The sequence below is a fragment of the Pseudonocardia xishanensis genome (assembly GCF_039541715.1).
In the GTDB taxonomy this organism is placed as follows: Bacteria; Actinomycetota; Actinomycetes; order Mycobacteriales; family Pseudonocardiaceae; genus Pseudonocardia; species Pseudonocardia xishanensis.
Map to the genome: position 1 here is coordinate 1 of NZ_BAABGT010000077.1, position 17609 is coordinate 17609.

General features: G+C 73.1%; 15 protein-coding genes and 2 pseudogenes. 10 read left to right on the forward strand and 7 right to left on the reverse strand.

All coding sequences use genetic code 11. The features are described 5' to 3' along the window. Nucleotides 1–215 precede the first annotated feature (215 nt). Nucleotides 216–899, forward strand: a complete 684-nt coding sequence (locus tag ABD993_RS25430; RefSeq protein ID WP_345423523.1) for a TetR/AcrR family transcriptional regulator — start codon at nucleotides 216–218, stop codon at nucleotides 897–899. Nucleotides 900–1030: 131 nt separating this feature from the next. Here ABD993_RS25430 and ABD993_RS25435 read toward each other — a convergent pair whose 3' ends face one another. The 3 genes and pseudogenes from ABD993_RS25435 to ABD993_RS25445 form a co-directional block, all read right to left on the reverse strand. Next, on the reverse strand, nucleotides 1031–1681 hold the full coding sequence (locus ABD993_RS25435; RefSeq protein WP_345423620.1) for a hypothetical protein: 651 nt from the start codon (nucleotides 1679–1681) through the stop codon (nucleotides 1031–1033). Between the two features lie 359 nt (nucleotides 1682–2040). Continuing rightward, nucleotides 2041–2409, reverse strand: a pseudogene (locus ABD993_RS25440) (AAA family ATPase); the annotation flags it as partial. A gap of 355 nt (nucleotides 2410–2764) precedes the next feature. Further along, on the reverse strand, nucleotides 2765–2929 hold the full coding sequence (locus ABD993_RS25445; RefSeq protein ID WP_345423526.1) for a GntR family transcriptional regulator: 165 nt from the start codon (nucleotides 2927–2929) through the stop codon (nucleotides 2765–2767). 83 nt (nucleotides 2930–3012) lie between these two features. Between ABD993_RS25445 and ABD993_RS25450 the strand changes: the two genes are divergently transcribed. Beyond that, nucleotides 3013–4257, forward strand: a complete 1245-nt coding sequence (locus tag ABD993_RS25450; protein WP_345423529.1) for an MFS transporter — start codon at nucleotides 3013–3015, stop codon at nucleotides 4255–4257. A 33-nt stretch (nucleotides 4258–4290) separates the two neighbouring features. Here the strand turns inward: ABD993_RS25450 and ABD993_RS25455 are convergent, their stop codons facing one another. Continuing rightward, nucleotides 4291–5634, reverse strand: coding sequence for an MFS transporter (locus ABD993_RS25455; RefSeq protein WP_345423531.1), 1344 nt, complete (start codon nucleotides 5632–5634; stop codon nucleotides 4291–4293). 86 nt (nucleotides 5635–5720) lie between these two features. Beyond that, the gene (locus ABD993_RS25460; RefSeq protein ID WP_345423534.1) at nucleotides 5721–6332 is read right to left on the reverse strand and encodes a TetR-type transcription factor C-terminal domain-containing protein; all 612 of its coding nucleotides are present in this window, start codon (nucleotides 6330–6332) and stop codon (nucleotides 5721–5723) included. Nucleotides 6333–6418: 86 nt separating this feature from the next. Between ABD993_RS25460 and ABD993_RS25465 the strand changes: the two genes are divergently transcribed. Genes ABD993_RS25465 through ABD993_RS25475 form a run of 3 tightly spaced genes read left to right on the forward strand, consistent with a single transcriptional unit; the run spans nucleotide 6419 to nucleotide 9695 of the window. Then, the gene (locus ABD993_RS25465; RefSeq protein WP_345423537.1) at nucleotides 6419–7237 is read left to right on the forward strand and encodes a hypothetical protein; all 819 of its coding nucleotides are present in this window, start codon (nucleotides 6419–6421) and stop codon (nucleotides 7235–7237) included. After that, nucleotides 7234–8028, forward strand: coding sequence for an alpha/beta fold hydrolase (locus ABD993_RS25470; protein WP_345423540.1), 795 nt, complete (start codon nucleotides 7234–7236; stop codon nucleotides 8026–8028). Before ABD993_RS25465 ends, ABD993_RS25470 begins: the two co-directional genes overlap by 4 nt. Continuing rightward, nucleotides 8025–9695 (forward strand): AMP-binding protein, encoded by a 1671-nt coding sequence (locus tag ABD993_RS25475; RefSeq protein WP_345423543.1) that lies wholly within the window; start codon nucleotides 8025–8027, stop codon nucleotides 9693–9695. The genes ABD993_RS25470 and ABD993_RS25475 overlap by 4 nt, the downstream gene beginning before the upstream one ends. On the opposite strand, the gene ABD993_RS25480 is transcribed toward ABD993_RS25475, so the two are convergent. Further along, the gene (locus tag ABD993_RS25480; RefSeq protein WP_345423546.1) at nucleotides 9669–10097 is read right to left on the reverse strand and encodes an SRPBCC family protein; all 429 of its coding nucleotides are present in this window, start codon (nucleotides 10095–10097) and stop codon (nucleotides 9669–9671) included. The two genes, ABD993_RS25475 and ABD993_RS25480, sit on opposite strands and share 27 nt — an antisense overlap. Nucleotides 10098–10148: 51 nt before the next feature. Between ABD993_RS25480 and ABD993_RS25485 the strand changes: the two genes are divergently transcribed. The 5 genes and pseudogenes from ABD993_RS25485 to ABD993_RS25505 all read left to right on the forward strand — a co-directional run bounded on the left by ABD993_RS25485 (nucleotide 10149) and on the right by ABD993_RS25505 (nucleotide 16365). Then, complete coding sequence (locus tag ABD993_RS25485) at nucleotides 10149–10664, forward strand: MarR family winged helix-turn-helix transcriptional regulator (protein WP_345423549.1); 516 nt, start codon at nucleotides 10149–10151, stop codon at nucleotides 10662–10664. A gap of 10 nt (nucleotides 10665–10674) precedes the next feature. Further along, nucleotides 10675–12981 (forward strand): annotated as a pseudogene (ligA, locus tag ABD993_RS25490) (NAD-dependent DNA ligase LigA); the annotation flags it as partial. A gap of 277 nt (nucleotides 12982–13258) precedes the next feature. After that, on the forward strand, nucleotides 13259–13981 hold the full coding sequence (locus ABD993_RS25495; RefSeq protein ID WP_345423552.1) for a 3-keto-5-aminohexanoate cleavage protein: 723 nt from the start codon (nucleotides 13259–13261) through the stop codon (nucleotides 13979–13981). A 153-nt stretch (nucleotides 13982–14134) separates the two neighbouring features. Continuing rightward, nucleotides 14135–15190, forward strand: a complete 1056-nt coding sequence (locus ABD993_RS25500; protein ID WP_345423555.1) for a ferredoxin reductase — start codon at nucleotides 14135–14137, stop codon at nucleotides 15188–15190. A gap of 8 nt (nucleotides 15191–15198) precedes the next feature. After that, a complete protein-coding gene (locus tag ABD993_RS25505) occupies nucleotides 15199–16365 on the forward strand; it encodes a fatty acid desaturase family protein (protein ID WP_345423558.1) in 1167 nt (388 codons plus the stop codon). Between the two features lie 84 nt (nucleotides 16366–16449). On the opposite strand, the gene ABD993_RS25510 is transcribed toward ABD993_RS25505, so the two are convergent. After that, nucleotides 16450–17598 (reverse strand): PucR family transcriptional regulator, encoded by a 1149-nt coding sequence (locus tag ABD993_RS25510; RefSeq protein ID WP_345423560.1) that lies wholly within the window; start codon nucleotides 17596–17598, stop codon nucleotides 16450–16452. Between the last annotated feature and the right edge of the window lie 11 nt (nucleotides 17599–17609).

The window sequence follows — 17609 nt, forward strand, 5'->3', positions numbered from 1 at the left end:
CGGTCCAGGTTGTCACCGATCGTGTCCCCCAGCAGGGGCACATCGGAGATCCCCGACGCGTAGGAGAGCGCGGGGGGATCTGTAGGGCTAGAGGTCACGATGCTCCTCGTGGCTTCGGTGCCAGCAGCGGACGCCGGAACTGTACTGACCGCCCGTACGGTCAGTGCAGTAATATGGCCCAGATCACTATCGTGACGCTCTCTATAGTTGCGTCCATGCCCGACCGGAGCCCACGCGCCAGTTCGCGTGACGCCATCCTGCGGGTGTTCGCCGAGCACGTCGCTGACCGTGGATACGCCGACACGAGCCTGGCCGATGTCGCGGCGGAACTGAACCTCAGCAAAGGCACGATCGTCCATCACTTCAAGAGCAAGGAAGCGCTGCTGGGGGAACTCCATGTCGCCTACTTCACGCGTCGTTTCGCCGAGGTGGACTACGTCCATGCCCAGCTCGAAGACCCCGTCTCCCGCCTCGTGGCGATGATCTACGCCCTGCTCGCGGCGCACCGGGACGACCGGGCAGCAAGCCTCTCCTGCCTGCGGGAGCTGGTTCGCTACTTCGACGGCGAGCTGAATCAGTACGCGAGGCAGGAGCGCGACCGCTACACCGGGTTTGTGGTCGACATCCTGCGCGAAGGCGTCGAACGGGGTGTATTTCACACGCCCGACCCGCGTATGACGGCACTCCAGGTTTTCGGCATGTGCAACTACGCCTGGACCTGGTATCGGCCGGACGGCCCCCAGAGCGTCGAGGAGATCGTCCTCCTGTTCTCGCGCACCATACTGGGCGGGCTGGTCCGCGAGGCCGACGACGGCGGCTCCGAGCTCGCCAAGCTCATCGACAAGGCGATCGAGATCATGCAACGAGCACCCGGACGTGCGCAGTCTGACACCGTGTGAGCAGGGCCATGGGGCCGGCGCATCTGTCGCGTGCCTCGCTGAGGTCTCTCGCGGCCCAGTCGAACGTCAGGGCGTGGAGTCGTCGTACCCGGGCGCTAGCGACGTCGGTGTCGAGGATGATCCGTCGCACGTCAGGCGATGCTGGGAGCGGCGCATCTGACGGAGGTCGGCGAGGAACTCGTCGAGCTCGGCGTCGTCTTCGAAGATCCCGTCCTGGGCGAGCTCGTCGATGCTGTCGACTGCTGTTGCGTTGGCGGGAGGCTGGCGTCTGGGTCGCCCAGTGCCGCTACCGCGATCTCGACGGGAAGACCCGCAAGATCCGTCGCCGAGGTCCCACCAAGACGGGCGCCTCGAAGGCGCTTCAGGACGAACTCCGCGACCGTCGAGGCGGCGCTCAGGCGATGCCGCTGGGCCCGCATTCCCGCTTCAGCTGTGTTCGACGCCCGACCACGCGACATCCCGACGAAGAGCGCCGCCGGCCCGGTCCGCTGCGTGACGACGACGTGGCTGGTGTCGACCGTCGACCCCTGCGCCGAATGCACCGTGGACGCGTACGCCAGAGCCAACCGATCACCCACGTACGACGCCGGGAGCGCGATCGGCTCGCCGTCGAGCGTCTCGACGTCCAGCCCGCCGTCCTCCCGCAGCGCGGTGACCCGGTAGGTCTCCCGGTTGATCGGGCCTCGCCGGTTCCCGTGCCGACCGGCCAAATCCCAACCGTTCGCCCGCGCCTCGACGAGATCCCCAACGCCCGCGTACGTGCCCTGCAGCCCGAGCGACACCCCGATCTCCCTGGACCCGGCCGAGGCGGACGAGCTCGGCGCGCAGGGATGCGGACAGCTGCGCGGCCTGCTCGTTGGTGTCGACCAGCAGGATCGAGCGGCGCCCGGCGAGGGTGTCGGCCAGCCACGCGCGCGACGCCGACGCCTCGGCCAGCTCGGCGGAGCCGGAGTCGAGCAACCGACCCTGCCGGTGGTACTCGCGCAGCACGGACTCGTCCCCGGCGCGGAGCCGCAGCGATGCAGTGCGTTCCCAGTCCTCGGTGAACCGGCGGGCGCCCGCTGAGCTCGTAGCGGGCGCCGGACCCGGCGAGCAGGTCCATCCCGCCGCCGGCGCCGACCGCGGCGAGCTGCTTGTGGTCGCCGACCAGCAGGAGCTTCGCGCCGGCCGCGTCGACCCGCTGATGGATGGCGGCGAGCGCGGGGGTGTCCGTCATCGCGGACTCGTCGACGACGACCAGGTCGCCCGCGCGCAGCCGCCACTCCGGCTCGTCGCGTTCTTGGGTGCCCAGCCACTGCGCGACGTTCCGCGCGCGCAGTCCCTCCCCTGCCAGGACCTCTGTGGCGACCTGCGAGGTGGCGAGGCTGAAGACGCGACGCTCGCTGTCGCCGTCGTGCAGCACCGGGTCTGTCCAACCGCGGGCGATCGCACCGACCACGAACGACTTCCCGGTCCCCGCCGGCCCGACCAACGTCTCGACCCGCGCCCCGGACGTCAGCACGCCCCGCACGGCCGCCAGTCACGCGGATGCGCAGAGCGCCGCTCGGGACCTCTCGATGTGCCCGTCGCGCGCTTGGTCCGGGTGCCCAGCTTGTCTGCCATGGAACGGGAGTAAACCTCGTTCGTTCCATTTCTCGTTCCATGATGTCGCTGGTTGCGATCATGAACGCAGCGTTTTCGCTGTTCAGAGGTGGAGCGGGCGAGGGAATCGAACCCGCGTAGCCGGTTTGGAAGGCCACGGGTCGAGGTGATCCACCGCATCTACCAGCACTACGGTCTCCGCGGAGCACCCTCCGATGCTCTCCGAGTACTCCCGTAGACCCATGTTCGTGCCATATGTGGGTCCACGCGGCGGGAGCCCTGGCTCAGCTGACGGTGCCGCGCGCGACCCGGACCAGGGCGGCCAGCTCGCGGGTCGGCGGCAGGCGGTCGCCGGGGCGCAGCCGCCCGTCCAGCACGGCGGCGCGGATCTGCTGGTAGAGGGCGGTGGTGCGGTCCCCGCGCGCGCCCACGTCGAGCTGCCAGTCCACCGGGGCAGGCTAGCCGATTGGCCCATTCACCTGCCGCATTCTTGGCTCTTCGATCGGACCGCTCGGGTTCGTACGGTCTCCTCATGACCTTCCGTGGACCCGCCAGGGTGCTGGCCCTGGCCCAGCTGGTGAACTCCGTCGGCGACGGCGCCTTCCACGTGTGCTCGGCGCTGTTCTTCAGCCGGGTGGTCGGGCTGTCGGTGCTGCAGATCGGGATCGGCCTGACGGTCGGGTGGGCGACCGGGCTGCTCGCGGGCGTGCCGGTCGGCCAGCTCGCGGACCGGCTCGGCCCGCGGCCGGTCGCGGTGGCGGCCGGGCTGGCCACGGCGCTGGCGATCAGCCTGTTCCTGGTGGTCGGCGCGCCCTTGGCGTTCACGCTGGTGTGCTGCCTCTACGCGGCGGCGCAGACCGGGTCGACGGCGGCCCGGCAGGCCCTGCTCGCCGCGGTGATCGCGCCCGCCGAGCGGACGGCGGTCCGGGCGCGGATGCAGGCGCTGGGCAACGCGGGGATCGGGATCGGCGCGGCGCTGGGTGGGATCGCGCTGCTGCTCGACACCCCCGGGGCCTATGTCTCCGCGTTCGTGCTCGACGCCCTCGGCTTCCTCGCCGCGGCCCTCGTCCTCCGCGTCCTCCCACCGACCCCTCCCGGCGCCGTGTCGGCCGCGGTGTCGGCCGCCGCGCACCCGGCCCCCGCGCCGAGCCGCTCGGACGTCCTGCGCGACGGCCCGTACGCGCTGGTCACGCTGCTGCAGAGCGTGATGCTGCTCTACATGCCGATGCTCAGCGTCGTCGCGCCCCTGTGGATCGCGACCCGGACCGCGGCCCCCGGCTGGACGGTCGCGGCGCTGTTCGTGGTGAACACGGTGGGCGTGGTGCTGTTCCAGGTCCGGGCCGGGCGCGGCGTGCGGGACGTGCCGGGCGCGGGCCGCGCGGTCCGTCGGGCCGGGATCCTGCTGCTCGCCGCCTGCGGGGCCTTCGCCGCCTCGGCGTTCGGGGTGTCGCCCTGGGGCGCGGGGGCGGTCCTGCTGGCCGCCGCGGTGCTGCAGGTGGTCGGGGAGGTGCTGCTCTCCGCGGGCGGCTGGCAGCTGTCCTTCGACCTCGCCCCCGCCGGTCGCCAGGGCCAGTACCAGGGCTTCTTCGCCATGGGAAGCTCGGTCGCCCGGGCGGCGGGCCCGCTGCTGCTCACCGGGGTCGTACTCGGCGGCGGGATCGCGGGCTGGCTCGCGCTCGGACTGGTGTTCCTCGCCGCGGGCCTCGCGACGGGCCCCGTCGCGCGGTGGGCGGCGACCCGCAGGCCCGTCCCCGCCGAGGTGCCCGCGGCGGTCTGACCCGCCTTCCCCGCCGAGCCTGCGGGCACCTCGTCAGGCGGCGGCCCGGGCCGGGACGGCGTCGGAGGTCTCGTAGAGGTCCCGACGGAACCGCTCCCCGATCGTCGCGACGGCGACGAAGGTGATCGCGGCCGCGGCGATGATGTAGAGCGAGACCGACCAGGAGGAGCCGGTCGCGGCGAGCAGCGCCGCCATGATGAAGGGCGCCAGCCCACCGGCGAAGACCGACGCGAACTGGTAGCCGAGCGAGGCGCCGGAGTACCGGACGTCCGCCGGGAACATCTCGGCGTAGAGCGTGGCCTGCGGCCCGTACATGGTGGCGTGGATGGTGAAGCCGATCAGCATCGCGAGGAACACCAGCGGCACGGACCCCGTGTTCACCAGCCAGAACAGCGGGAACGCGAACACCGCCATGAGCACGGTGCCGGTGAGGTAGAGCGTCTTGCGGGTGCCCATCCGGTCGGTCAGCGCGCCGAAGAACGGCATCGTGACGACCTGGGTCAGCCCGGCCCCCATCACGCACCACAGGATCGACGAGCGCGACATCCCCACGGTCTTGGTCGCGTAGTCCAGCATGCCGCTGATCAGGATGTAGAAGGTCGCGTTGACCACGAAGAACGCGCCCGCGGCCTGCAGGATCTGCCGCCAGTACCGGCGCACGGCCTGCACCAGGGGTGCCTTGCGCAGCCCCGCCTCCCGCGTGGACTCCTGCGAGCGCTGCTGCAGGTCGCGGAACACCGGCGTGTCGGAGATCCTGAGCTGCACGAAGATCCCGATCAGCACGAGCAGCAGCCCGGACAGGAACGGCACCCGCCAGCCCCAGCCGGTGAACTGCTCGTCCGTCAGGCTCGCGGTGAGGATCAGGAAGAACACGTTGCCCAGCACCGCGCCGAAGATCGCGCCGGTCTGCACGAGCGAGCCGTAGAACCCCCGCTTCTCGACGGGCGCGTGCTCGGTCAGCAGGAGCGCCGCCCCACCCCACTGCGCGCCGACCCCCAGTCCCTGCACCAGCCGCGCGACGACGAGCAGGACCGGCGCCCAGACCCCGATCGTCGCGTAGCCGGGCAGCAGCCCGATCGCGGAGGTCGCCAGGCCCATGACCAGCATCGCCGCGACGAGCGGGGGCTTGCGCCCGAACCGGTCGCCGACGTGCCCGGCGATGACTCCGCCGAGCGGGCGGGCCACGAAGCCGACGGCGAACGTCGCGAACGAGGCCAGCGTGCCCGCGACCGGGCTGGCCGACGGGAAGAACTGCGGCCCCAGCACGAGTGCCGCGGCCGTGGCGTAGATCAGGAAGTCGAACCATTCGAGGGTGGTGGCCAGGACGGCGGCTCCGGCGAGCCGCCCCATCCGGACCGGGGGCTGGTGCTGGGTCATGGGTTCGACCTCCGCGACGATGCGAGAGCTGTTCAGTACGAACGATCGTTCTTACGCTAGCCGGCGGAGCCCGTCGAACACAAGGGTCACGGTCGCGGGAGGGGTGCCTCGAGGAGGGCGAGGGCGTACCGGGCGTGCTGTTCGGCGAGCTGGCCGCGAGACAGTCGCCCGTCCGGGCGGTACCAGAGGGCGATCGCGCTGATGGTGGACAGGATCGCGCGGGTGGCGTCGGCCGCGTACGGCGAGCGGAACTCCCCGGAGGCGACGCCCTGCTCGACGATCCGGGTGAAGAGCGCCTCGTTCTCGTCCCGCCCCGCGACCAGCCGGTCCCGCTCGTCCCCGCGCAGGTAGCGGACCTCGGCGGTCGACACGACCATCGCGAGCTGGTGGTCCACCACGTACCCGACGTACGCGCGCACCGCCTCGCGCATCCGGGAGGACGCGTCGTCCCCGGCCTCGGCGACCGCCCGTGCCAGGCGGTCGGCGAGCTCGGCGTTGGCGTGCCGCAGCACCTCGGCGAGCAGGTGGGCCTTGGACGGGAAGTAGTTGTAGAGGTTCGACAGGCTGGTCCCCGCGCCCCTCGCGACCTCGCGCATCGACGCCCCGTGGAACCCCAGCGTGCCGAACGCCGTGAGGGCGGCGTCGAGGATCGCGGCCTCGTTCGCCCGGCTCGGGGCCACCACGGAACGCTCGTTCATGCCCGCAGTCTAGAGGCTTGACGCGAGCCGTCGGGCCTGGTTCCGTCGACGCAAGAACGGGCGTTCGTTCTCACGAAAGGGTGTGCATGACGACCGAGCAGATCGTCCGGCCCGGTCGGACCGGGCCGGGCCGCGAGTTCGAGGACTTCACGGTGGGGGAGCGCTTCACCAGCGCGCCCCGCGCGGTGACCGCCGAGGACCTCGCCGCGTTCACCGCGCTGTCCGGGGACGACCATCCGCTGCACGCCGAGGGCGGGATCCTGCAGGGCCCGTTCGGGATCGCGGTCGCGATGGGCCTGATGCAGACCCTCGGGCTGCACGGCGAGGCGGTCCGCGGGCTGCTGGACACGCACTGGTCCTACCGGGCGCCCATCCGCGTCGGCGACGTGCTGCGGCTCGAGCTCGCGATCGTGCGCTGCCGGCGGACCCGCGGCGGCACCCGCGGTGTGGTCACCCGGCACATGCGGCTGGTCGACGACGCCGGGCGGACCGTGCAGGAGGGCACCACCAGCGCGCTGGTGGACGCCCGCGGGACCGGGCCCGACGCCGTCGGGCGGGCGTTCGGCACGGTCGCCTGGGCCGAGGCGCTGGTCGCGGCCCTGACCCCGGAGTTCGCCGAGCACGTCGCGAGCTGGGACGGGGCGATCGGGTTGCGGGCGGGCGAGGACGAGGTCCACCTGCGCATCTACCGCGGCCGGGTGATCGAGGTGGCGCCGCGGGCGGCGCGGGGGGCCACGTTCGTCGTCGAGGCGGACGAGCCGACCTGGCTGGAGCTCGCCACCGGCGCGGACCTGACGCGGTTCGCCATGACCGGCCGGATCGGCATGCGCGGGGACGGCTACGAGTACCTGCGGCTGACGAGGGTCCTCCACCTGATCGTCGCGGCCGCGCGGGAGATCGCATGAGGTACGTCGAGATCGGCGGCGCGCCGGCGTTCGTCGAGGACCATGGGGCGGGCACGCCGGTGCTCTGCCTGCACACGGCGGGGCAGAGCGGGGTGCAGTGGCGCCACGTCGCGCCGGCGCTCGCGGCGCGCGGGTACCGGGTCGTGGTGCCGGACCTGCCCGGGCACGGCCGCTCCGAGCCCGCGCCCGGCGGCCCGGTGACCGACCTCGGGGACTACGCGGCCTGGGTCGCCGCGCTGATCGCCGACCTGGGGCTGGTCACGCCCTACGTCGTCGGCTGCTCGATCGGCGGCAAGATCACCCTCGACCTCGCCACCCGGGTGCCGCTCGCGGGGATCGTCGCGATGGCGGCGGACGCGTGGACGGGTGGGCGGCCGTCGGAGCGGGGGCTGCGCCGGGAGCTGTCGGACGTGGCCGCGCCGAGCCGGGCGGACCGGACCGAGCTGGGGACGCTCGCCGTCGTCGGCGGGGCGGTGTCGCGGGAGCGGGCCGGGCTGATCGCCACGATGCACCGGCGCGAGGACCCCACCGTCTCCACCTCGGACCTGATCGGCTGGACCACCCACGACCTGCGGGAACGACTCGGCGAGATCCGGTGCCCGGCGCACCTGGTCGTCGGCGCGGACGACCTGTGGGTGCCCGCCGACGGGGTGCGGGCCGCCGCGGCCGGGATCCCCGGCGCGCGGTGCACGGTCCTGCCCGGGATCGGGCACTATCCGATGGAGGAGATCGAGGGCTTCGGCGGCGTGCTCGCGGGCTGGCTGGCGGAGCTGGGGGAGGCCGCGGCATGAGCGAGCGTGCGAGCGAACCGTCGGCACCGCGGGAGAACGCGATCGTTCCGCACCCGGTCGCCCCCTTCCCCGAGCCCGGCCCCCCACCCCGCGACCTGCCCGACCTGCTCGGACGCCTCGCCGCACGGGACCCGGACGCGGTCGTCGTGATCGACCGCGGGCCCGCCGGGCCCGTTCCGGTCACGCGCGGCGAGCTGTGGCGACGCACCCGGGCGCTGGCCGCCGAGCTGGACGGGCGCGGGATCGGCGCGGGGGACTGCGTCGCCGTGTGGCTGCCCAACTGGTCGGACGCGCTGGTCTGGCAGTTCGCCGTCGCGGGCCTCGGCGGGCACGTGATCGGCATCAACACCCGGTACAACGTCGACGAGGTCCGGCACGTCCTCGCCCGCGCCCGCCCCGCCCTCGTCGTACTGGCACACGACTTCCACGGCCTCGACCTGCTCGGCAGGCTGAAGGCGGCCGTCGGGGACGGACCCGCGCCGCCGGTCGCGGTGGTCGCGGGGCCGGGGCGGGAGGCACCCGACCCGGCGACGTCGGACGTCGGCGGCGGGGCCTGGGTGCCCACGGGCATCGACGGCCCGGTGCCGGCGTCGGACCCGGACGCCCCCGCCGTCGCGTTCACCACCTCCGGCTCGACGGGCATGCCGAAGCTCGCCGCCCACTCCGGTACCGGGGTGCTGCGGCACGCGGTGGCGGATGCCGCGACCATCGGCATCACCGAGCGCGACCGCGTCCTGTGCGCGCTCCCGCTGTCGGGGGTGTTCGGCTACAACACCGCGATGGCGGCCCTCGCCGCAGGCGCGGTCTGCGTGCTCGCCCCGGTCTTCGACGCCGACGAGGTGCTCGCGGACATGGCCCGGCTCGGCGTCACCCACGTCGTCGGCGGGGACGACCTGGTGCTGCGGCTGCGCGAGGCGTGGCGGGACCAGGACCTGTCCGCGTGGCGCTGGTGGGGCGTCGCGGACTTCCAGGGCCGCTCCCGCGAGCTGGCCGCGTGGGCGGCAGCGGAGTTCGGGACCTCGACGTCCGGGGTGTACGGCTCGTCCGAGCTGTTCGCGCTGGTCGCGCACTGGCCCCTCGACGAACCGGAACCCGACCGCTGGGCGGGTGGCGGCCGGGTCGTGGACCCCGCGATCGCGGTGCGGGTGGTGGACCCGGTGACCGAGGAGGTGCTCGGCGCGGGGCGGGAGGGCGAGCTGCAGTTCCGCGGCCCGAACGTCGTCGACCGCTACCTGGGCGCGGACGTGCCGGACGCGCTCACCCGGGACGGCTGGTTCCACTCCGGGGACCTCGGCGTGCTGGTCGACGACGGCGCGTTCGCCTACTTCTGCCGGATGGGGGACGCGCTGCGGCTGCACGGGTTCCTGGTCGACCCGGCGGAGATCGAGGTGCGGCTCGCGGCGCACCCGGACGTGCACACCGCCAAGGTGGTCGGCGTGCCGTCGGCCTCCGGCGCCACCGTGGCGATCGGGTTCGTGGTGGCGGAGCAGGGGCGGACCCCGACCGGGCTGCGGGAGTGGTGTGCGGAGGGGCTGGCGAAGTTCAAGGTGCCGGAGTCCGTGCGCGTCGTCGAGGCCATGCCGACCACGTCGGGCACCAACGGGACGAAGATCCGGGCGGCCACGCTGCGGGAGTGGGCCTCACAGCTGCTGGACGAACCGGCGTAGGTCCTTGCGCAGGCCGTGCCGCAGCACGAACCGGGCGAGCGGGGCGTAGTACCGCTCGGCGCCGGTGGGGTGGACGCGGGTGCGCAGCACCACCCGGCACCGGTCGGCACCGAGCGGGACCACCTCGCGGGCCCCCTCGGCGTCCACCCCGGAGGTGGTGCGCCAGGTGAACCGCAGGCCGGGGCCGGAGGTGACGACCTCGCCGTCGTTGTGCAGGGTGCGGCCCGCGAAGCGCATGACCTCGGCGGTGGTCTGGCCGGGCTCCGCGGGGCCGGGCGGGGTCGAGACCATGCTCACGACCTGGTGGCGCCACTCGGCGTCTCGGGAGTAGTCGGCGAGCACGGCCCAGGCGCGTTCGGCGGGGACGGGGGCCTCGGCCTCCGCCGAGAAGCTGATCGTCATACTCGAAAAGTACGACGTCGAAATGTTCGGTGTCAAGGTAGGGTGCCGGACGTGGAGGACGCGATCGACGACATCGCCGACCAGTGGCGCCGCGAGCGGCCGGACCTGGGCGAGGAGGGGCTCGCGGCGATGGCCCTGTTCGGCAGGCTCGGCAGGCTGGCGCAGGTCGCGGGGCCGCTGGTCGGGCGGACGTTCGCGCGGCACGGGATGGGAACCGGCGACTTCGACGTGCTGGCCGCGCTGCGGCGCAGCGGCGAGCCGTACACGCTCACGCCCACCGCGCTCGCCCGCACCCTGATGCTGTCCCCGGCGGCGATGACGAACCGGCTGGACAAGCTGGAGGCCGCGGGCCGGGTCGAGCGGAAGCTGGACCCGGACAACCGGCGCAGCATGCTGGTGTCGCTGACCGCGGCCGGGCGCGAGCTGGTCGACGCGGTCGTCGGGGAGCACGTGGCGAACGAGCGGGCGCTGCTGTCGGTGCTCACCGCCGCCGACCGCGCCCGGCTCGACACCCTGCTCGGGCGACTGCTGGCCGGATGGTCGGAAACTGTCGGCGGCGACCACTAACCTGCCCGACGTGAGCACTCCCACCAGCAGCGTTCCCGACGAGGTCCGGGAGCGGCACGCCGCGCTGTCCACCGAGGTCGCGGACCACCAGTTCCGCTACTACGTCCTCGACGCGCCGGTGGTGTCGGACGGCCAGTTCGACACGCTGTGGCGCGAGCTGATCGCGCTGGAGGACGAGTTCCCGGAGCTCCGCACGCCGGACTCGCCCACGCAGAAGGTCGGCGGGCAGTTCTCCACGGACTTCACCGCCCACGACCACCTCGAGCGGATGCTGTCGCTGGACAACGCGTTCTCCGAGGAGGACCTGCGTGCCTGGGCGGACCGCACGGTGCGCGAGGTCGGGTCGGACCTGCACTACCTCTGCGAGCTGAAGATCGACGGGCTCGCGGTGAACCTGCTGTACGAGAACGGCACCCTCACCCGCGCGCTCACCCGGGGGGACGGGCGCACCGGGGAGGACATCACGCTGAACATGCGCACCCTGGAGGAGGTCCCCGAGCAGCTCACCGGCACGGCGGACTTCCCGGTGCCCGAGCTGGTCGAGGTGCGCGGCGAGGTCTACTTCCGGCTGGCGGACTTCGAGCGGCTCAACGCCTCGCTGGTCGAGGCGGGCAAGGCGCCCTTCGCCAACCCGCGCAACACCGCCGCGGGGTCGCTGCGGCAGAAGGACCCGCGGGTCACCGCGTCCCGGAACCTGCGGCTGATCTGCCACGGGGTGGGCAAGCGTCGCGGGTTCACCCCCGTCACGCAGTCGCACTCCTACGAGGCACTGCAGGCGTGGGGGCTGCCGGTCTCCCCGCGCACGACGGTGTTCACGAAGGTGGACGACGTCGTGGCGCACGTCGCGTACTGGGGCGAGCACCGCCACGACATCGAGCACGAGATCGACGGTGTGGTCGTCAAGGTGGACGAGGTGGCGCTGCAGCGGCGCCTCGGCTCCACCTCGCGGGCGCCGCGGTGGGCGATCGCCTACAAGTACCCGCCCGAAGAGGCGACCACCACGCTCAAGGACATCCAGGTCAACGTCGGGCGCACCGGGCGGGTCACGCCGTTCGCGGTCATGGAGCCGGTGCTGGTCGCGGGCTCCACGGTGTCCATGGCGACCCTGCACAACGCGGACGAGGTGCGCCGCAAGGGCGTGCTCATCGGGGACCGGGTCGTCATCCGCAAGGCCGGGGACGTGATCCCCGAGGTGCTCGGCCCGGTGGTGGACGTGCGCACGGGTGCGGAGCGCGAGTTCGTCATGCCCACCCACTGCCCGGAGTGCGGCACCGAGCTGGTGCAGCAGAAGGCGGGAGACGTCGACCGGCGTTGCCCGAACGCGCGGTCCTGTCCCGCGCAGCTGCGGGAGCGGCTGTTCCACGTCGCGGGCCGGGGCGCGTTCGACATCGAGGGGCTGGGGTACGAGGCGGCCGTGGCGCTGCTGAACTCCGGCGTGGTGCAGGACGAGGGGGACGTCTTCTCGCTCACCGAGGAGGACCTGCTCCAGACCGAGCTGTTCCGCACCAAGGCGGGCGTGCTGTCGGCGAACGGGCGCAAGTTGTTGCAGAACCTCGAGGCGGCCAAGGATCGCCCGCTGTGGCGGGTGCTGGTCGGGCTGTCCATCCGGCACGTCGGGCCCACCGCGGCCCAGGCGCTGGCCAGGGAGTTCTCGTCGATGGAGGCTATCGAGGCCGCCGCCGAGACCGCCCGGGTGGAGACCGAGAAGGCGGGCGTGGAGATCACCGGGGACGGCTCCGAGGCCGAGGACGACCCCACCCCCGTACCCGAGCCCGCCACCCCCACCCGCGAGTCCGACCCCACGGCCACCGAATCGGACACCCCAGCACGCGAGTCCGACACCCCAGCCCGCGAGTCCGACGCCACGGACGCCGAGTCCGACGTGCCGGCCCCCGAGGCCCTCGCGGCGGAGGTCGAGAAGGCGGCGAAGGCCGCCACCCGCGCGCAGGCGAAGGCGCTCGCGGCCGCCATCGCGCCGATCGCGGGCGTGGAGGGCGTCGGCCCCACGATCGCGATGGCCGTCCGGGACTGGTTCAGCGTCGACTGGCACTGCGAGGTCGTCGCGAAGTGGCGGGCCGCGGGCGTGCGGATGGTCGACGAGGTGGACGAGTCGGTCCCGCGCACCCTCGAGGGCCAGTCGATCGTCATCACCGGCTCGATGGAGGAGTTCTCCCGGGACGAGGCCAAGGAGGCGATCATGGCCCGCGGCGGGCGGGCGGCGGGCTCGGTGTCGAAGAAGACCGCGTTCCTGGTCGCGGGGGAGGCACCCGGGTCGAAGTTCGACAAGGCGCAGGAGCTCGGGGTCCCGGTGCTGGACGAGGCCGGCTTCCGGGTCCTGCTGGACCGGGGTCCGGAGGAGGCCGTCCGATACGCGGAGGCCGCCGCGGGGGCGTGAGACGCGTCAACAGTTGGGGGGATCTCGCCGTGCCGTGAGCCGATCTCCCGGCGCGCGCGGACTAGGCTCTCGGGGCCCGCCGCCGGTGCGCGGACACGCTCGCTCCCCGCACGACGAGGACCGGTCGGCGCACCCGGTTCGTGATCCGTCCGAACCGGAACCGGCACGGGCACGGACACTGGGACGAGAAGGAGGCACGGTGCTGCAGGCGGTTCTGAACGGTTCGCGTCCGGAGGACGCGCACCCCGCGCTGCCCGTGCTGGCCCGCCACCTGGCGCGAGACGCACGGGCCGTCGCCCGCCTCGGCGTCCAGTCCGTGCACGTCCACCCCCGGGACCCGCTGGGCCACGAGACCATCGAGCCCGTGCACGTCGGGGACGCGGTGGCGCTCATCCGGCAGGAGGCGCCCGGCGTCGAGATCGGCGTGACCACGGGCCGCTGGATCCAGCCGGACCCGCGCAAGCGCATCGAGGCCGTGCACGGCTGGGGCAGGCTCGGCCAGGGCAAGCCGGACGTCTGCTCGGTGAACGTCCACGAGAAGGGCTGGGTGGACGTCTGCCGGGCCGCCGCGCAGAACAACATCGGCGTCGAGCTGGGGGTCTGGACCAGCGGCGACGCCGTGACCCTGCGGCAGAGCGGCGTCCCGCCGATGACGGTCCGGGTGCTCGCCGAGTCCACCGTCGTCTCGGACCCGGAGACCGCCGTCGCCGAGGCCATCCGCATCGTCCGCGCGCTGGGTCAGCTGCCCGTCCCGGTCCTGCTGCACGGCGAGGAGGACGGCGCCTGGCCCGTCCTGGAGTACGCGCTGCGCATGGGTGTGGACACCCGGATCGGGTTCGAGGACGTGCTCGTCCGCCCGGACGGCTGGCTGGCCACGGGGAACGACGACCTGGTCCGTTCGGCCCTCGCCATCCGCGTCTGACCGCTCCGGAACTCCGGACAGGGCTGTAGGGTTCCCGATCCGCGGCAGCGACACGCACCGTTCGGCGGCTTGTTGGAAGGACAACAGAACTGCCCGCCGGGCCGTGGTCGAGGTGGTGGTCTCGAACAGGTCACGATCCTTAGCGTGGAACCCATGAGCGTGACAACCGGTTTCGGGACCGTCGGGAGGCACGTCCGGTCCCTGGCTCGGGCGTTCACCACGCCGCTGCTGCCCGACGACGTCCTCGGCACCCTGAACCCCCTCTGGTCCCGGCGTGCGCCGCGGGCCAAGGTGGTCGCCGTCCGCCGCGAGACCGCGGACACGACCACCCTGTTCCTGCGCCCCGGCGCGCCGTACGCGGCGCACCTGCCGGGCCAGTACGCGGGGATCGGCCTCCAGATCGACGGGATCTGGCACTGGCGCACCTACTCGCTCACCTCGCGTCCCGGGGACCCGGTACTGCAGGTCACGGTCACGGCCGTGCCCGGCGGCGAGGTGTCCGGGCGGCTCGCCCACCACACCCCGGTCGGCGCGGTCGTCGGGATCGCGCCCGCCGAGGGCGAGTTCACCTCACCCGGCGGCAAGCCGCTGTTCGTCACCGCGGGCAGCGGGATCACCCCCGTCATGGGGATGCTCCGCAGCGCGGACCCGGCGGACCTGCGGCACGCGGTGCTGGTGCACGTCGACCGCACCCCGGCGGAGGTCGTCTTCGGCCCCGAGCTGCGCGAGCTCGCCGCCCGCACCGGGCTGCGCCTGATCGAGCACCACACGGCGCTGCACGGCCGCCCCACCCCCGAACTGCTCGACGAGCTGGTCCCGGACCGTCCCGCCCGCGAGGTCCTCGCGTGCGGCCCGGCCGGCCTGCTCGACGCGCTGACCGACGCCTGGCCGGACGTCCGGGTCGAGCGCTTCGCCCCGAAGCGCGCGGCCCACATGGACGGCACCGGCGGCACGATCACCCTCTCCGCCAGCGGCGTCGTCGCGGAGGCAGGCCCGGACGTCCCGGTGCTCGTGGCCGCCGAGGCCGCGGGCGCGCTGATGCCCAGCGGCTGCCGGATGGGGATCTGCCACACCTGCGTCGGCAAGCTCACCGCGGGCGCCGTGCGCGACCTGCAGACCGGCGAGTGTCACGACGCCGCCGATCAGCCCGGTCGCCCCGTCCGTACCTGCGTCTCCGCCCCGACCGGCGACGTCACCCTCGATCTGTAGGAGAAACCATGAGTGTGACCGCCCTCGAGCGCCCCAGCGCCGCCGCCCACCTGACCGACGAGCAGGTCGAGGCTCTCGGCGCCGAGCTCGACGCCATCCGCGAGGAGGTCGTCGCCTCCCGTGGGGAGCGCGACGCCCGCTACATCCACGCCGTCATCCGCGCCCAGCGCAGCCTGGAGTTCGGCGGTCGCGGGATCCTGCTGTTCGCGAAGTTCCCGCCCGCGTGGATCGCGGGCACCGCCGCGCTCTCCGTGGCGAAGATCCTCGAGAACATGGAGCTCGGGCACAACATCCTGCACGGCCAGTGGGACTGGATGCGGGACCCGAAGATCCACTCCACGACCTGGGACTGGGACCACGCGGACCCGGCCGAGTTCTGGAAGCGCTCGCACAACTACGAGCACCACACCTTCACCAACGTCCGGGGCAAGGACCGCGACCTGGGCTACACGGTCATGCGGATCACCCCGGAGCAGGAGTGGAAGCCGTCGGACCTGATCCAGCCGCTCACGAACGTCGGCCTGTCGCTGATCTTCGAGTACGGCATCGCCATGTACGACATGGAGACGGACAAGATCCGCAGCGGTGAGAAGCCGTGGTCGGAGGCCAAGCCCGAGGTCATGCGGACGCTGAAGAAGATCGGCAAGCAGGCGGCCAAGGACTACGTCCTGTTCCCGCTGCTGTCCGGTCCGAACTTCGTCGCGAACCTCACCGCGAACTTCACCGCGAACATCGTGCGGAACGTCTGGTCCCACGCCGTGATCTTCTGCGGCCACTTCCCGGACGGCACCGAGACGTTCGAGGAGGAGCGGCTCGACGGTGAGACCCGCGGCCAGTGGTACATCCGCCAGATGCTGGGGTCGGCGAACCTGACCGGCAGCAAGGCGATGCACCTGATGACCGGCAACCTGAGCCACCAGATCGAGCACCACCTCTTCCCGGACCTGCCCAGCAACCGGTACTCGGAGATCGCGCCGAAGGTGCGGGACATCTGCCGCCGCTACGGGCTGCCCTACAACGCGGGTCCGCTGCCGAAGCAGTACGCGAAGGTGTGGAAGAAGATCATCCGTCTCGCCTTCCCGGGCGGCCACGAGCGCTACGGCTCGCCGACCCCGGTGAAGAAGCGAGTGACGAAGCTCGGCCGCAGGTCGGCCCCGGCCCGCCTGGCTGCCTGACCCCCTCCCTTTTTCGCACGAACGGCACTTTTGTGCGGTAGGTCCGCACGAAAGTGCCGTTTGTGCGTCGGGAGGGGGCGTCGCTCAGGGCTCGGGGGTCCGCAGGGCGATCGTGAGCTCCAGGCGCCTCGCCGGGTCGTCCAGGGCGTCCCCGTAGATCTCGCGCAGGCTCGCGAGGCGGTAGCGGACCGTCTGCGGGTGGACGTGCAGGGTCGCCGCTGCGGTGGCGACGTCGCCGTGCGCGTCCAGCCAGGCCCGCAGCGTCTCGACCGACCGCTCCGCCGCGCCCGCGGGCATGTCCGCGAGCGGGCCGTACACCCGTTCCCGCAGGTCGGCGGCCAGGTCCGGGGCCCCGACGAGCAGCAGCTCGACGAGGTGGGTGTCCGCCAGCAGCAGTGGTTCCGGGTCCCGGGTCAGCAGGCCCGCCGCGTGCGCGGTCCAGGCCGACTGCGCCCGGGCGGCGGAGCGGTGGACCTCGGCGAGCGGGACCGCGGGGCCCAGCACCGCGCGCCCGCGCACGGCGGCCCGCACGGCGTCGGCGAAGCCCTCGCGCACCGCGGGGACCACGGCGATCCCGGCGGGCTCGAGGTCCGCGGCGATGGCGCCGGGGATGCGGGCGGCGACCCCGACGGCGTCGTCGACCACCAGCGCGGCGACGCGGGCGGGCGGGGTCCAGCCCGCCGCCGTCACCAGCCGTTCGATCTCGGCCTGGGCGACCGGGGGCCGTCGGACCAGGGCCTCGACGAGGGTGTGCCGGCGCGCCTGCACCGACCCGGCCCGCATCGACTCCTCCTCGGCCCAGCCCGCGACCGACGCCGCGGACAGCTGCTCGACGTAGGAGAACAGCGCCTCGGCCAGCGCGAAGATGGCCGCGGGCGGCAGCCCCTTGGCGGCCGGGCTGTCCCCGATCGCCTGCCAGGCGGTCCGGGTGCCCACCTGGTAGGCGGTCTGCAGCGCGGCGAGCGTGCGGCCGTGCCGGTGCTCCACCCGGCCCAGCTCGGCGTAGATGCGGGTGTCCGGCAGGTCGGTGTCCGAGCCGAGCAGCCCCACGAACTGGCCCAGCGCGTAGGTCACGCCCTGGGTGATCCGAGTGCCGAAGTTGCCCTGCAGCGGGAGCTGGTAGTCCGCGACCTCGGCCCGGACCGCGGTGATGATCGCGTCCGTGGCGCTGACGACGTACGGCCGCAGCGCCACCCCGACCGCCGCCGGGACCCGCGACCAGGGCCTATCCACGGGGCCGTGCC

What these genes read in the sequence shown, in the direction of transcription:
- ABD993_RS25430 (WP_345423523.1), top strand. Translation starts at nt 216, where the DNA reads ATGCCCGACCGGAGCCCACGCGCCAGTTCGCGTGACGCCATCCTGCGG.
- ABD993_RS25450 (WP_345423529.1), top strand. Translation starts at nt 3,013, where the DNA reads ATGACCTTCCGTGGACCCGCCAGGGTGCTGGCCCTGGCCCAGCTGGTG.
- ABD993_RS25455 (WP_345423531.1), bottom strand. Translation starts at nt 5,634, where the DNA reads ATGACCCAGCACCAGCCCCCGGTCCGGATGGGGCGGCTCGCCGGAGCC.
- ABD993_RS25460 (WP_345423534.1), bottom strand. Translation starts at nt 6,332, where the DNA reads ATGAACGAGCGTTCCGTGGTGGCCCCGAGCCGGGCGAACGAGGCCGCG.
- ABD993_RS25465 (WP_345423537.1), top strand. Translation starts at nt 6,419, where the DNA reads ATGACGACCGAGCAGATCGTCCGGCCCGGTCGGACCGGGCCGGGCCGC.
- ABD993_RS25470 (WP_345423540.1), top strand. Translation starts at nt 7,234, where the DNA reads ATGAGGTACGTCGAGATCGGCGGCGCGCCGGCGTTCGTCGAGGACCAT.
- ABD993_RS25475 (WP_345423543.1), top strand. Translation starts at nt 8,025, where the DNA reads ATGAGCGAGCGTGCGAGCGAACCGTCGGCACCGCGGGAGAACGCGATC.
- ABD993_RS25480 (WP_345423546.1), bottom strand. Translation starts at nt 10,097, where the DNA reads ATGACGATCAGCTTCTCGGCGGAGGCCGAGGCCCCCGTCCCCGCCGAA.
- ABD993_RS25500 (WP_345423555.1), top strand. Translation starts at nt 14,135, where the DNA reads ATGAGCGTGACAACCGGTTTCGGGACCGTCGGGAGGCACGTCCGGTCC.
- ABD993_RS25505 (WP_345423558.1), top strand. Translation starts at nt 15,199, where the DNA reads ATGAGTGTGACCGCCCTCGAGCGCCCCAGCGCCGCCGCCCACCTGACC.